The following is a 14,953-nucleotide window of genomic DNA, read 5'->3' as shown; positions in this document are numbered from 1 at the left end:
TGCAGTTATGCCGATTGAATCAACCAAAAAGCTCCAAATTGTCGGCCACTTCGACTATGTCGATGGAGGCTTCGCGTACGGATGGGCTGTGGATCCTGGAAATCCGCTTGAGCGAGTAGCTGTAGAAATACTCTGCAACGGCAACGTCGTAGGTCGTGGTACAGCAGATGGATACAGACAGGACCTAGAAGAAGCCGGGGTTGGGGATGGCTACCATCTATTCCAAATAAAACTGTCATACGAGCTATTCAATGGCGAAACCCATACACTTCAAGCACGAAATACTACCAATAACGTGCTGATTACTGGTTCCAACCTTATCTTGCCCCCTCAACCTGCCCAAGTCCTATATCCGGTAATATCACGGACTGAAGGTGAGGACTTCGTTTCGGAGCTGTACCGAGCAGCGACTAGCAAATCGAATAAGTTAGCAAAAACAAAGATAATGCAAGCTTATCGGATTGCAAGTCTTCTTCAAGAAACGGGCGAATACGATGATGCCCGATACGCGTGGGAAGCTTTGAGCAAAGTGCTCGGCGAAAACGCATTCTGCATCTGCAAATTAGCTGAAAGTTATCTTCTGCAGGGAAACACAACTGTTGCTCTCGATCTATATCAGCGAGCCGCAGGGCTGAATTTCGCTTTCAGTTGGTCGCACTTGGGCATGAGCATTTGCCAAAGACTTCTCAGTGATTACACTGCCGCAGAAGAATCTTTAGCCTTTGCAGAGGCACTCCCTAAAGTTGGAAATATAGCGGTGGGTCTGCATGCAGCACGCTTGGAACTTTTACCACACAGGGTAGAGCGACTGATCGCCACACAGGACCATATTAAAGCCATAGACTTACTACTCCAAGTGCTAGCTTCTGATCCAACCAATGCGTACGCAAGCTTGCAGGTGAATGATTTAATTGCCGCTGAAATCCAACACACCGGCAGCAAGAGCACTGAGTCAGCATTGGTAGCCCATAGACGGTCAACCCGAAGACTGGAAAAAGCCATTGAAGCGGCCCACGTCAACACAAACATTAAACGTGAAATCAGCAATGAAGCGGACAAGCACAATGCCTAATACACTCGACCTTGATTCCCTTGAAGAGCGGCGAGCGCGCCTAGGCGCGATAGGCGCGCTAGATTTCCTAATTGATTATCAAAGAAGAAAACAAAGCGGCACATCGTATCCAATTAATTACATACCGTTTAAGTGCAAGACTGTACCTGTAGATAAAGATTTAAGTAGATTCAAAAACATACCTAGAAATTTTCCAGTTGCTCGGCCGCTTCCTCCAATTGAAGGCCTTGCTAATGATTACACGCACCTCATCACAAATGTTGACAACGATCCAGCCGGAAGCGAAGTCAAGATCTCAGTGATAATATTGACATACAACAGAATCGAGCCCTTAAGAAGGACTTTGGCAGGGCTAGCTCGGCAAACTTATCCGAAACACCTCATAGAAGTAATCGTGACGGATGATGGCAGCTCGTACGACACAATGGCCGTCATCCGCGAATTTGACGACCTTCTTAACATCAGATATTCATGGCATAAAGACGTTGGTTTTACAGCGGCTGCTGCGAGAAACAATGGTATCCAAATCGCTAGGAACGACCTAATAATACTTCTAGATGTAGACATGTTCCCGTCCAAACATCTAGTTAAAAATTACGCGAAATGGTGGAAGACGCTTGACGACAGCATACTAATTGGGCCGAGGAAGTACATTGACATGAGCAATGTTCATGTCAATGAAATCCTTAGTGATGCCAACCTGGAGGAACGATTTAAAGAGATCGTAACTAACAACAATGTAGCGGGTAAAATCCAAGGATCTCATTCCGTCGATTGGCGACTGGAGATATTCGAACGCACTCAGAATCTTCGTACAGAGTCGCTACCTTTTAGGACGTTTGCTAGTGGGAACGTTGCATTCTCTAAAAAGAATTTTAGCCTAGTTGGCGGCTTTGATGAGCGCTTCATATCTTGGGGCTTCGAAGATACAGAGCTCGGCTATAGGTTCTTCAATGATGGAAAGTACTTCATACCCGTAATGGATGCTTTGGCCTACCATCAGGAGCCAGAGGGAGGCGAAAATGAAACTGACCGCAGCGCCGGCAAAGAAATAAGTGGTGAGCTGTTCAGTACAATATGCCCCTATTATAGGCATTTGAGCAAATTTAAAAAAGATTTCCATTTTGTGCCGCGAGTCTCCATTTACATCCCAGCCTATAACTGCGCCGATACTATTTGCGACGCTATACATAGCGCACTGAATCAAACGTATACAGACCTGGAGGTATGCATCTGCGATGACGGATCCACAGATGACACTCCCAAAATATTGGAGCGATATTTTTCTAACAACCCTCGTGTTCGATGGATTCGACAGGAAAACGGAGGTATCGGCAAGGCCTCAAACGCAGCTTTGAGTTTGTGCAGGGGTATTTATGTAGGTCAGCTGGATAGTGATGACTACCTTGCCGAAGACGTAGTGGAAAAGTGTGTAGCGCTTCTCGATAAGAAACCTAATCTAGGATTGGTTTATACCACATACGAGAATGAGTATCCGGATGGCCGCATCGAGCAGGGCTACAACTATCCGGTATTCACACGTGAAAAAATGTTAACAGCGATGATCGCACATCATTTCAGGATGTTCAAAAAGCGCTATTGGCGGCGAACATCTGGCTTCAACGAGCGCATTCGAAATGCTGTTGATTATGACATGTACCTAAAATTATGTGAAGTATCTGAAGCAGAGCATTTGAACGTTGTTGGATATCGTCGCCGACTGCACGGCCAGAATACGTCCGTCGTGAACTACGGCGAACAGATGAAGAATACGGCAGTTGTTGTCAACTCATCAATGCGCAGGCTAGGTATCAACCTCCAGGCAAGTTTAGAGAAAGAAAACGCCTCGCAGCTAGTTTATATCCCTTTGCAGAGTGAAAGTCTGGAGGCACAACAGTGAATAAACACATAATTATTGCAATTCGCTATTCAATACTACAACGTAACAGTGCCGCATGGAGAGCCGCTGAGCAAGGCTTTGAAAAACATGTCGAAAAAATCTTGAGCGACGAAAGGTTGGATATCAGAGAAGAAACTTTTGATAAGATCACTCTCAGCTCAATTTGCTGCCAGAAAGTTTCTGACCCCGAAGTCACTTTTTCGGTTCTCATAATGCTTTCAGATTTGTTACCCAAAGAGCGACTGAGGAATTTACAGGATAAGATCCGCAGTGCCAATGCCACCGCAATAGACTTCAATCTTGTAACCATAGATTCTGGCTCGGGTATAGATCACGACTTCAGAAATATAAATGAAGCAATGAAGTTTGAAATCAACAAGAAGACGCAGAACACGAGCCAGGGGCTACTTGCTACAGTTAGACTAGATGACGATGATGGCCTGAGTGCAAATTTTGTTCAAAAGCTAAGTGAACATATGCATCCAGGTCTCACCGGATACGCAGTATCATTCGCGTACGGGCTTGAAGGCTATTGGAACTCCGAGTCGTGTCAGATTAGTGATATCCGTCACAATTATTTCCCTAAGTTCTCTGCAGGAATGGCTTATCTCAATTCCTATAAATCCTCGGATGGTCTGGCTGATAATAAAACTATTCACGTCTACAATCTTGGCAACCATATGAAGATCGATGAATACTATCCTACGATCGTCGAAGCTAAAGAGCCCATGTTTTTTAGGACTCTGAGTACAACAAACGACTCGGTAGGCTCTCCCTATCATAAAAATTTACCTGCTGTCATGGGCAGAAATACGCTCGAGCAATTCTCATACATCTCTAGACTATACTCATCTATTGAGCTGATGGACAGTGAAGACTTACAAAAACTAGAAGTATGTAAAAGTAGTAGCCCTTGGATGGCACTGATTACTCATTTGAATAACCGAATTCAACTTCGTGAGAAACAAATTCGCGAATTGACTGAAAAACTGGATAGCGCCAAATCATGAAGATTGCAATAGCGGGTACTGGTTATGTTGGCATGTCCAACGCTGTGCTTTTAGCTCAACACAATGAAGTAGTGGCGCTCGATATTCGCTCGGAGAGAGTAGATGCCATTAACGACAGGATTTCACATCTTGAGGACGCCTGCCTCAAAGATTACCTGCAAAATAAGGTCCTTAACCTTCGCGCCACGCTTTCTAAAAAAGACGCTTACATTGGCAGTGATTTTGTGGTGGTTGCGACACCCACTGATTATGACCCAGTGACCAACTATTTTAATACGTCGTCTGTGGAATCAGTCGTCAGGGATGTTCTAGAAATTAATCCTTTGGCAACGATCATCATTAAATCCACCGTACCCGTAGGTTTTACAAAGACTCTTAGAGACACATTGGGCCACGCGAATATCATCTTTTCGCCAGAATTCTTGCGTGAAGGGAAAGCTCTCCACGATAACCTTTATCCCTCTCGGATTGTAATTGGATCCGACAGCGAACAAGCAAAAGTATTTGCGAACTTGCTAGTAAACGGCGCGTTAAAAAGCGACATCAGCATTCTATACACTGACTCTACAGAAGCAGAAGCAATCAAACTTTTTGCTAATACTTTTCTAGCAATGCGAGTTGCTTACATTAATGAACTCGACACATATGCAGAGATACATAACCTTGATTCACGACAGATAATTGAAGGTGTTGGATTAGATCCTAGGATAGGCAATCATTATCACAATCCGTCTTTTGGATACGGTGGATATTGCCTTCCGAAAGACTCTAAACAATTGCTGGCAAACTACAAAGATGTGCCAAACAATCTGATTGCAGCCATTGTTGATGCTAACCGTACCCGCAAGGACTTCATCGCCGAAACAATTATTAGTAAATCCCCCAACACCGTGGGAATTTATCGACTTACTATGAAAAAGGGCTCGGACAACTTCCGAACAGCCTCGATTCAAGGAGTGATGAAAAGAATAAAGGCTAAAGGCATAAACGTTATTGTGTATGAACCCAACTTAAATGAGAGCTCTTACTTCAACTCACCAGTTACCAACAACCTCGAAAATTTCAAGTCTGCCTGTGATCTCATAGTTGCCAATAGGTGGGAGGATGAAATTCGCGATGTAGCGTCTAAAGTATACACTCGAGACTTGTTCGGGAATGACTAATAGTTCGCTTTTGCACACCCGCACCTAATCGCAGTTACGGATAGATATGAAAATGACTATCACCACTAAAATACAGCAAATAATATCTGAACTTCAGGCGGCTGAAGAACTCTTACATAAACAAGCTCTGCCAGGCCAAACTTCAAATGCTCGACAAGTCTCGACTCTGGCCTCAGTAAATCCCACCTATTCACATCAGAAACCTGATAATAGCGCCTCTAGTCTAGGCACACTCCCAGGACGTCCAGTTCTTCAGGAGGAAGTAGCGATTGACTTAACGCCCGAACTAGAACGACTTCGCAATGAAAATCAAAGACTTTCCCGCGAACTTTACGATATTCGCAAAGAAAGTCTGATCAGTAAAAACGCTGAGCGGCAAGCATTAAGTGAAAATGAGCTGTTAGTAGTTGAGCTTACGAAAGTTCAGTCAGAACTCGAGCAGTATTTTGAAGATAAAATAGCTCTAGAAGCAGCCCTTGCGAACACAAACGAGTTGATCGAAAAGGCATCAAAGACCATAGAATCACTGCAATGTCAAAGCATTTTTGGCGCTAAATAATCTAGATTCTGCTTAACTGGAATCGGGACTAATAATGGGTCGATGAGTTCATCGGAATACTGATTTCTAGCTAAAGTTTTGCATATTTTTTTCAAGCATTGATGATACTGGTGGATGTGATTGGGATTTAGGCAAACTGTATCAGTTTTAGTATCAGCGTATTTTTGCCACGGACGAATTAAGTCGTATGAAACAGAATTACGGTATAGCAAATTTTCGGGTAGATACCAATGTCTAAATCAGTCTTAGAATCGCACTCACCATCCTTGTTGGACGCTGAATGGTATCTTGCGACTTATCCAGATGTGGCTCTTTCGGGGATGGATCCGCATGAGCATTACGCGAGACATGGTCTGCGAGAGGGTCGCATCCCTCGTCCGCTCAAAGCGTACGATCTAGAATCGGCAATGTGGGGTGGATTCTCACGAAAAGCGATACCAGACTTAATAAGTTTGCAAGAATACTCTATCGATGATTATGAAAGATCCTACGCATGCTGGGCTTTGGCGAGGTGGTACGCTAGTGTGCTCGATTGGTCGAACGCCTTGACGTATCTCAAAAAGATCACTCTCCCGCTACCGCCATTCATAAATAGTACAGGCTACACCCTTCTTACAACAGAAATTCAATTACATAGTGGCCATCCGTCAGCCGCTCGACGAAGTGTTCAGCACGAATTGAACGCTCAAGGTATCCTTCCCGACCTGTGCTTAGCCGCGGCGAACGTATGCCTTCCTCATCATGATATTGCTGATCAGACCAGTTCTGATCTTAAGTTGCATTGGATAAATCGAGTATTTTCCTCAAAAAATCTCTATCCATTAGTCAAAATTGATCAGGATGCTGAACTAACCATTGACAATATTAAATGCGATGGCAACGTGGGTGCCACACATGCAGGACAAGCAAAAATCAGCGTAATTATGCCAGCATATAATGCTGAAAAATTCATCCAAACTGCGTTACTCAGCTTGCTTGCTCAGACCTGGTCCAATTTAGAGATATTGGTTGTAGATGACTGCAGTACAGATGGCACAGTTACCAGGGTGTTGGATCTCGCAAAAAAAGATAAACGCATCAAAGTACTACATCATCACACCAACCAAGGTTCATACGCAGCGAGAAATTTAGCACTGCAGCATGCTACTGGCATCTTTGTCGTAAACCACGACAGTGACGATTGGTCTCACCCCCAGCGTCTTGAACTGATGATCAGCCCGCTTATAGCCGATAGCAACATTGTCGCAACAATGGCCAACTGGGCACGCTGCCACTCAAGCTTACACTTCCAAACTTGGCGTGTTGAAAACCACTTGATAGAACCAAGTGTATCAACAATGATGTTTCGCGTAGAGGCAATTCGTCGCCTTGGTGGTTGGGACGAAGTACGCGTAGCTGCTGACTACGAGCTGAACAGGCGGTTAATTCATTATTATGGACCAACAGCTGTAGTCGATGTGCTTCCCGGTATACCGTTAGTATTCGCCCGGCAGTGCTCTAACTCTCTGACAATGGCCACAAGCACACATGTCCGCACATCATTTTATGGGCTCAGAAAGCTCTACACATCTCTGGCGGAGCATTGGCACTCGAGTTCAGAGGATCCAAGCTCCTTATATCTCAAGCCCGGCGAAGACAGTCGCCCCTTTCCAGCGCCTCTTTCTATGCTAAAAAAACACAACTCGGAATTGCCTAACTTCGATTGGCTCTTAATAGCGGATCTAAGCTCGGAGTCCATCCATAAGGATATTCAGAACTCCTTACTCGACACGCTTATAATGCGCGGCGCACGCTTAGCCCTGTTTCACTGGCCAAGTTATCCAAACTCGAAAGACATAAGCGCCGACGTCCTTAACTTAGCGATTGCCAACAAACTAACGCTAGTTTTAGCCGAGCAGACTATATTTGCACCACACATTATTTTTATAGATAGCAAGCTATTAGAACACCCTCTGGATGATCTACCAGTGTTAAAGGGATTCAAAGGTTGTCATCTAATCGATTCTGAAGCAGAGGCTAGATCTTTTTTAGAATCCGCTGAGAGTAAAAAACTTTTAACGTTGACGACTAAACCACCACTCCGTTCGCCATTACAATCGCTAGACAGTAATGCAGAAGAATCGGAACCATTGCAGTGCGGCCCTGATAGCATTATAGATGATCAAGCGGATTCGCTATTTAATCCAAACTGGTATTTAGAAAGATATCCCGACGTATTGCAAGCAGGCGTTGATCCCCGAGAGCACTATATCAATAACGGGTATACTGAAGGGCGCGAACCCGGCCCGGATTTCAATACTGCTTGGTATCTACAACAGTGCCCAACTGCACGTAGCAGCGGAATCTCACCGCTTGTGCATTATGAAAAAATAGGCCGCGCCGCTGGGTATGATCCTCGCCACCCAACGCTTAAGGGTAGTCTCACTCTGCGCGAAGGAAGTCCCACAATTTTGATATGCGCTCACGCTGCGAATCAAGAATTGTATGGTGCTGAGCGCAGTTTATTAGATGTGCTTGACGCATGTAATGACCTGCATATAAACGTCATCGTAAGCGTGCCTTCATTATTGAATATGAGCTACGTAGACGCACTACGCTCACGTGCTATAGCAGTAACTTGCGTATCCACGCAGTCTTGGAGTGCCACCACCCCGCCCTGCTTACTAGCGGTGGACAGGTTTCGACGCATCATTCAAGAACACAATGTTGATTTGGTGCAGGTCAACACTATTATGATGCGTGAACCCTTATTGGCTGCCAAAGAATATAAGATACCTTCGGTAATACATGCCCATGAGTCTCCATTGCATGATGCTGAGCTGTGTGCATCGATCGGCTTAAGTGCCGAAAAAATCAAAACTCATATCTTGGAAGCTTCAGATTACGTAATTGCAAACTCTGATTTTACTGCTAAGCATTTATACAAACCTGACGCGACGTATGTGGCAGGAAACATAATAGACGCCAAAGCGTTTAATATTCCTAATGATGTAAATAAGGGCGAGATCACTGCCGCCCTTGTCAGTAGCAATCTACCAAAGAAAGGCATTCAAGACTTTCTACAGCTAGCATTGGAACTTTTGCCTGATACGCCAAATCTCCGATTATTGCTGATAGGCCCGCATACACCTGCTATCGCCGCGCTCCGCACTCTAGAGTCGCGCGGGCAACTGCCGCAAAATATCTCCCTTGTTCCTTATACGGCTACCCCGCAGGATGCAGTTTCAAAAGCAAACATTATTCTTAACCTGTCACATTGCCAAGAAACTTTTGGACGTACCTTACTCGAGGGCATGGCTGCAGGCCGCCCAGTTCTAGCTTACCGTTGGGGCGCTTTACCAGAACTTGTTGAGGACGGTGTACAAGGTCATGTTTTAGAATATGGCGACATCAAAGCTGTTGCAAACCGAATCAGACAATTATGTCGAAACCCGAAAAAAATTCGCACTCTCGGTAATGCTGGACGTAAACGAGCCAAACAATATAATTTGAAGCGTTTGTCAAAGCAACTAGGAACAGCTTATGAAGCGATCCTTGGCACCGTGCAATTTAACGCGGAACTTAGTGCATCCAAAGCTGAGAATACACCATGAACGCGCATTAAAATTAAATGCATTGAAGGCTAATGCCTTGCGTCAATTTGGCATGCGCATATCTTCAAATTACACTCACAAAATTCCAAGTTGTTTTGGTCTATTGTGGCTCGCATAATCGGCTAACGGCTCTAGATCCCAAACTCTCTAGAGCCGGTTCTCCGGTTGGGTTCACTCAATCGGAGCAGGTCAATAAACAGCGAGCATTCGCGTCTGCTCGGTTCATTATAAGAGCCACTTTAATTTAAATATATTGTAAGATTGGATGGATCTTTTTCTATTTGAATCTTTAGTCCCTGCTGCGCATTTCTCGCAATAGCAATAAATTTTACTCCTCTTTTCGAAACTACAATCACATGCACCGAATCGTATTGTTTACCACCATCAGACATTAATTCGTTATAATCATTAAGCTGAAAGATTGAATGCATTTGCTCAATCCAGTTATCACCAGAAATTTGAATCAGGGATTTAACGAACTCCCCACCAACATCCTAAAGCTTCTGTTTAGAAGATTTTTCATACTTAGCTCGCGTCGCCCAAGCTATTTTCGCGAGGACATTCCGCGCTTTGTATGCGACAGGCGAATGTGCTATGTTTGACACTCCCATCTTCTGACACTCATTTGCGATATAAACATGAAGTTTTTTACATACATGAAATTTGCAAGCGCTAGATTTTTATTCCTACTCATAACGATGCTAGCTTTCAGCAGTTCTAGCTCAGCTTTTGAAATTCATGCTTTCCTCCCCTATCCATCCATTCGCCAATCTCCTCAGAGCTTAGCTGCTATTGCTGACTCACAGCAGTTTGGAATTAATAGAATTGCTGTAATCTACGAAAATGAGCTACTTGATCCTCCAGAAAAATTCAGCCTGAACAAAAATAGAATCAATGAAAGAAAAATCAAAAGCACTGCCGCCAAATATTCGAAGACAGGGACAACCATAATTTCTTTAGACTTGGAATCGTGGAATAGATTCGACCCAACCACACCTAGCCTGTATTTGCAAGTAATCAAAATCTTCAAGCAAGCCAACCCCAATGCGCTAGTCGGTCTCTATGCAACAGTGCCGCAAAATACGTACATATGGTCGGAGGAAAAGCGTGCTTTCTATGATAATCTGAACGCTAAATATGCTGACGTTGCCAAGGCAGTAGATTATTTCAGCCCTTCTTTGTATAACTATAGCGGCGATGACTTTTCCTCCTGGAAAAGTAATGCCTCTTATAATATAGCGGCTGCAAAAAAATATGACAGCCACAAAAAAATCATTCCATTTATAACTCCCGAAGTTCAGTTGCACGGCGCAATCCGTTTGTTAGATTATGATGAGATGAAAGCTCGGCTTGAAGCACTCCGCAACCTTGGAGCGGATGGATGTATTATCTGGGGAAGTAGCCGCTCTAGGACCGGCACTGGATCTCGTCCTACTCTTGATCCAAGGTCAGGCTGGTTAAGAGCAGTAATGGACTTTTCTAACGGTCTTTGACTTTACCTCGCAGACATATACTTAAAGCGATAACGCCGAACGCTTTATCCGATCTAATTAGCGCTAGCATCATTTACCTTTGGGACGGGCGCCATAGGCGCCAACCTGAAGTATAAGGCCGCACTAACATATCATTATAATTTTCTGATTACCTTTTTATATAGCTTGTTCTTTAGCCCCTACGCGTGCGGCTTAGGTACTCATGGGCCATACTGGCAGCCTAGTTCAAGTATAAGCGCCATTTACACTCATGCCATATCTCCCGACATGCACTCTTAGGTACAGTAAAATGCTTCTAGATCACCCATAATTTAATCAGTAGCTGATTATCCGCTTCCTGCTTCGCGGTATGCGCTCCACACCTAAATACATCAACCCCCACTATCAGTGATACCACAGCATTTACCAGCATAATTTGAATAGCATCATTTTACAGCTGTCTCGATCTTTAACACCTCATCACCATTGCTCGCTAAATATGACCTTATAACAGGTATACGTCTCAAATCGACTACAATTCCCTGATAGCTATTAAATCGAAACTGAGCGATACCTAGCCATCACTGCTGGCGGTGCTGTATCCTGAGCGGCATTAACGACACAGATGTAGATGATTCGCTCGCTGAGCGATTCGAAAGACCTTAGCTGTCAGTGTTAGTAGACGCCAACTTAAATTCAGGCCTAACTCATGATTCTAGTAACAGGCGGAGCCGGCTTCATCGGGTCAAATTACGTTCTGCAGTGGTGCGCGCACCATGAGGAACCCGTCCTCAACCTCGACGCCCTCACCTACGCAGGCAACCTAGCCAATTTGCAGTCCCTTGAAGGCAACACACAGCATCACTTCGTCCAAGGCGACATCTGCGACCCGGCGCTATTGGCCAAGCTGTTCGCCGAGCACCGCCCCCGCGCCGTGGTCCATTTTGCAGCCGAATCTCATGTAGACCGCTCTATTACCGGGCCTGAGGCATTCGTCCAGACCAACGTCATGGGCACCTTTAGATTGCTGGAGGCCGCACGTGCGCACTGGAGCAGTCTGACCGGGCAGGAGAAAGAAGGTTTCCGCTTCCTCCACGTCTCAACAGATGAGGTGTACGGCACACTCGCGCCAAACGATCCGGCGTTCACTGAAACCACACCCTACGCCCCCAACAGCCCCTACTCCGCTAGCAAAGCCGCCAGTGACCACCTGGTGCGTTCCTACTTCCATACCTACGGTATGCCAGTCCTCACCACCAACTGCTCCAACAACTACGGGCCGTTCCACTTCCCCGAAAAACTGATCCCGCTCATGATCGTCAACGCGCTCGCGGGTAAACCGTTGCCGGTCTACGGTGACGGCCAGCAGATTCGGGACTGGTTGTATGTCGAGGACCACTGCTCGGGCATCCGCCGTGTGCTGGAAGCCGGCACCACAGGCGAAACCTACAACATCGGCGGCTGGAACGAGAAAGCCAACATCGATATCGTGCGTACGGTCTGCGGCCTGCTCGATGAGCTGGCGCCAGCGTCCGCGCGCAATGTGATCAACCAAAAGACCGGTGCGCCTGTCGGACATTACGCCGAGCTGATCACCTACGTGACAGACCGCCCGGGCCACGACCGCCGTTACGCCATCGATGCACGCAAGATCGAGCGCGAGCTAGGCTGGAAACCTGCGGAAACGTTCGATACCGGCATCCGCAAAACTGTCGCCTGGTACCTTGCCAATCAGGAATGGGTGCAGGGCGTGATGGACGGTTCGTACCGTGATTGGGTGGCTAAGCAATACGGGGCAAATGAAGCGTGAAAATCCTGCTGTTGGGGAAAAACGGGCAAGTAGGCTGGGAGCTGCAGCGGTCTCTTTCGCCGCTCGGTGAAGTTGTCGCACTGGACCGTCAGGGTGACGGCGAGCTTTGTGGCGATTTGAGCCAGTTGGATGCGTTGGCGAGCACAGTTCGTTTGCTCGCGCCTGATGTAATCGTCAACGCGGCCGCTTATACAGCCGTGGATAAAGCAGAGGGTGATCCTCAGGCAGCAGCGCTTATCAATGCTCAGGCCCCTGCCCTACTGGCGCGTGAAGCCGCTCGCTTGGGCGCTTGGCTGATTCATTACTCCACTGACTACGTGTATGACGGCAGCGGTGATCAGCCTCGGCAAGAAACCGCAGCCACCGGCCCGCTGTCAGTCTATGGCCGTACCAAGCTTGAGGGTGAGCAGGCCATAGAAGCCAGCGGTGCCAAGGCCGTCATCCTGCGCACCAGCTGGGTGTACGCTGCCCGCGGAAATAACTTTGCAAAGACCATGCTGCGCCTTGCCCAGGAGCGGGACGCCTTGAGCGTGGTAGCTGACCAGTTCGGCGCCCCAACCGGTGCTGACCTGATCGCGGACGTTACAGCCCATGTCGTGCGCCAGGTGGTCAACCAGCCCGCGAACGCTCACCTTGCCGGGATCTACCACCTGGCTGCATCGGGTGAAACATGCTGGCACGCTTATGCGCAATTAGTGCTGCAGGACGCGCTTTGCAGGGGCATATCGCTTAAAGTGAACGCTGGTCAAGTATCAGCGATCAATACCGACGCTTACCCTGTACCCGCGCCACGCCCGCGAAATTCGCGGCTGGCACTGGGCAAGCTCGAAAGCGCGTTTAAGTTGAAAATGCCGCCCTGGCAGCAAGGCGTTAAACGTATGCTAGACGAAATCCATAAGTAAGGATTCCCATGGCTCGTAAAGGAATTATTCTGGCCGGCGGCTCAGGCACACGCCTGCACCCCGCGACGCTCTCGGTATCGAAGCAGCTGCTGCCGGTGTATGACAAACCCATGATCTATTACCCGCTGAGCACCCTGCTGCTCGCCGGTATCCGCGACATTCTGATCATTTCAACGCCGCAGGACACCCCACGCTTCGAGCAGTTGCTAGGCGACGGCAGCCAATGGGGCCTGAACCTGTCCTACGCCGTGCAGCCAAGCCCTGATGGCTTGGCTCAGGCATTCACCATCGGCGAGGCCTTCATTGGCAACGACACTTCTGCACTGGTGCTGGGCGACAACATCTTCTACGGCCACGACTTCCAGTCGCTGCTGTTGAACGCGGGCCAACGCGAAACGGGCGCCTCTGTGTTCGCTTATCACGTCAACGACCCTGAGCGTTATGGTGTAGCTGAATTCAATGAGGCCGGGCGCGTATTGTCGCTGGAAGAAAAGCCAAAACAGCCGAAGTCCAACTATGCGGTGACGGGCCTTTACTTCTACGACAACCAAGTGGTCGACCTGGCGCGCAGCCTGAAGCCATCGGCCCGAGGCGAGCTGGAGATCACCGACCTCAACAACCTGTACCTGCAACAAGCGCAGCTGCATGTCGAGATCATGGGCCGTGGCTATGCATGGCTGGACACAGGTACTCACGACAGCCTGCTCGATGCCAGCCAGTACATTGCGACCATGGAGCGCCGCCAAGGGCTGAAGGTGGCATGCCCGGAAGAGATCTGCTTCCGTGCAGGCTGGATTGATGCCGAACAACTCGAGCGCCTGGCCCAGCCATTGCTCAAAAATGGCTACGGCCAGTACCTGCGTAACCTGCTTAGCGAAAAGGTTTTCTGATGCACGCTACCCCTCTGGCCATCCCTGATGTCCTTCTGTTCGCCCCAAAAGTCTTCGGCGATGACCGGGGCTTCTTCTACGAAAGCTTCAACGCCAATGTGTTTGAAGAAGTCACTGGCCTGCGCCCCGATTTCGTTCAGGACAATCACTCTCGATCAGTGAAAGGCGTGCTTCGGGGCCTGCACTACCAGTTGCCCCCTCATGCCCAGGGCAAACTGGTGCGCGTGGTCCAAGGGGAAGTGTTCGACGTGGCGGTCGATATCCGTCGCTCCTCCCCCACTTTCGGCAAATGGGTCGGTGCGGTGCTTTCTGCGGAAAACAAGAATCAGCTGTGGGTCCCGCCAGGGTTCGCGCACGGTTTTGTCACCCTGAGTGAAACCGCTGAATTCCTGTACAAGACCACCGATTTCTACTCGCCTGCCAGTGAGCGGTGCATCGCGTGGGATGACCCGGAAGTCGCCATCGAGTGGCCGATTGATTTCAGCCCGAGTTTGTCTGGCAAGGATCAACTCGGCGTGGCGTTGGCTAACGCTGAAGTGTTCGAGTAATCCTGCAACGGGGCCAAGCCGCGTAAGGCTTGGC

12 protein-coding genes are annotated in these 14,953 nt (G+C 47.7%); 11 read left to right on the top strand and 1 reads right to left on the bottom strand.

Going from position 1 to position 14,953, the window contains the following annotated elements; all coding sequences use genetic code 11:
* The first annotated feature begins 7 nt into the window (after window positions 1-7).
* From MOP87_RS05305 to MOP87_RS05280, 6 genes are all read left to right on the top strand, one after another.
* The gene (locus MOP87_RS05305) at window positions 8-1,072 is read left to right on the top strand and encodes a hypothetical protein (protein WP_236165670.1); all 1,065 of its coding nucleotides are present in this window, start codon (window positions 8-10) and stop codon (window positions 1,070-1,072) included.
* Window positions 1,065-2,972 carry a glycosyltransferase gene (locus tag MOP87_RS05300; RefSeq protein ID WP_242810204.1) on the top strand — a complete coding sequence of 636 codons (1,908 nt, stop codon included), beginning with the start codon at window positions 1,065-1,067 and terminating at the stop codon, window positions 2,970-2,972. Before MOP87_RS05305 ends, MOP87_RS05300 begins: the two co-directional genes overlap by 8 nt.
* Window positions 2,969-3,982: a glycosyltransferase gene (locus MOP87_RS05295; RefSeq protein WP_027914275.1), complete on the top strand. Its 1,014-nt coding sequence runs from the start codon at window positions 2,969-2,971 to the stop codon at window positions 3,980-3,982. Before MOP87_RS05300 ends, MOP87_RS05295 begins: the two co-directional genes overlap by 4 nt.
* Window positions 3,979-5,145 carry a nucleotide sugar dehydrogenase gene (locus MOP87_RS05290; RefSeq protein WP_236165672.1) on the top strand — a complete coding sequence of 389 codons (1,167 nt, stop codon included), beginning with the start codon at window positions 3,979-3,981 and terminating at the stop codon, window positions 5,143-5,145. The genes MOP87_RS05295 and MOP87_RS05290 overlap by 4 nt, the downstream gene beginning before the upstream one ends.
* Before the next feature lie 46 nt (window positions 5,146-5,191).
* Complete coding sequence (locus MOP87_RS05285) at window positions 5,192-5,704, top strand: hypothetical protein (protein WP_242810203.1); 513 nt, start codon at window positions 5,192-5,194, stop codon at window positions 5,702-5,704.
* Window positions 5,705-5,934: 230 nt separating this feature from the next.
* Entirely contained in the window at window positions 5,935-9,297 is a 3,363-nt protein-coding gene (locus MOP87_RS05280) for a glycosyltransferase (protein WP_242810202.1), read from the top strand.
* 239 nt (window positions 9,298-9,536) lie between these two features.
* On the opposite strand, the gene MOP87_RS05275 is transcribed toward MOP87_RS05280, so the two are convergent.
* On the bottom strand, window positions 9,537-9,728 hold the full coding sequence (locus MOP87_RS05275) for a hypothetical protein (RefSeq protein WP_242810201.1): 192 nt from the start codon (window positions 9,726-9,728) through the stop codon (window positions 9,537-9,539).
* Between the two features lie 225 nt (window positions 9,729-9,953).
* On the opposite strand from MOP87_RS05275, the gene MOP87_RS05270 reads away from it, so the two are divergent.
* The 5 genes from MOP87_RS05270 to rfbC all read left to right on the top strand — a co-directional run bounded on the left by MOP87_RS05270 (window position 9,954) and on the right by rfbC (window position 14,919).
* A complete protein-coding gene (locus MOP87_RS05270; RefSeq protein WP_242810200.1) occupies window positions 9,954-10,790 on the top strand; it encodes a hypothetical protein in 837 nt (278 codons plus the stop codon).
* Between the two features lie 688 nt (window positions 10,791-11,478).
* Window positions 11,479-12,579 carry a dTDP-glucose 4,6-dehydratase gene (rfbB, locus tag MOP87_RS05265; protein ID WP_242810199.1) on the top strand — a complete coding sequence of 367 codons (1,101 nt, stop codon included), beginning with the start codon at window positions 11,479-11,481 and terminating at the stop codon, window positions 12,577-12,579.
* Entirely contained in the window at window positions 12,576-13,481 is a 906-nt protein-coding gene (gene rfbD / locus MOP87_RS05260; protein ID WP_242810198.1) for a dTDP-4-dehydrorhamnose reductase, read from the top strand. Before rfbB ends, rfbD begins: the two co-directional genes overlap by 4 nt.
* Window positions 13,482-13,489: 8 nt before the next feature.
* Window positions 13,490-14,371, top strand: coding sequence for a glucose-1-phosphate thymidylyltransferase RfbA (gene rfbA, locus MOP87_RS05255; RefSeq protein ID WP_027914271.1), 882 nt, complete (start codon window positions 13,490-13,492; stop codon window positions 14,369-14,371).
* On the top strand, window positions 14,371-14,919 hold the full coding sequence (gene rfbC / locus MOP87_RS05250) for a dTDP-4-dehydrorhamnose 3,5-epimerase (protein WP_242810197.1): 549 nt from the start codon (window positions 14,371-14,373) through the stop codon (window positions 14,917-14,919). Before rfbA ends, rfbC begins: the two co-directional genes overlap by 1 nt.
* Window positions 14,920-14,953 lie beyond the last annotated feature (34 nt).

The organism is Pseudomonas sp. I3-I5, assembly GCF_022699445.1.
GTDB classification, from domain to species: domain Bacteria; phylum Pseudomonadota; class Gammaproteobacteria; order Pseudomonadales; family Pseudomonadaceae; genus Aquipseudomonas; species Aquipseudomonas fulva.
The sequence above is the reverse complement of the archived record's forward strand: the minus strand, read 5'-3'. Positions and strand labels throughout refer to the sequence as shown.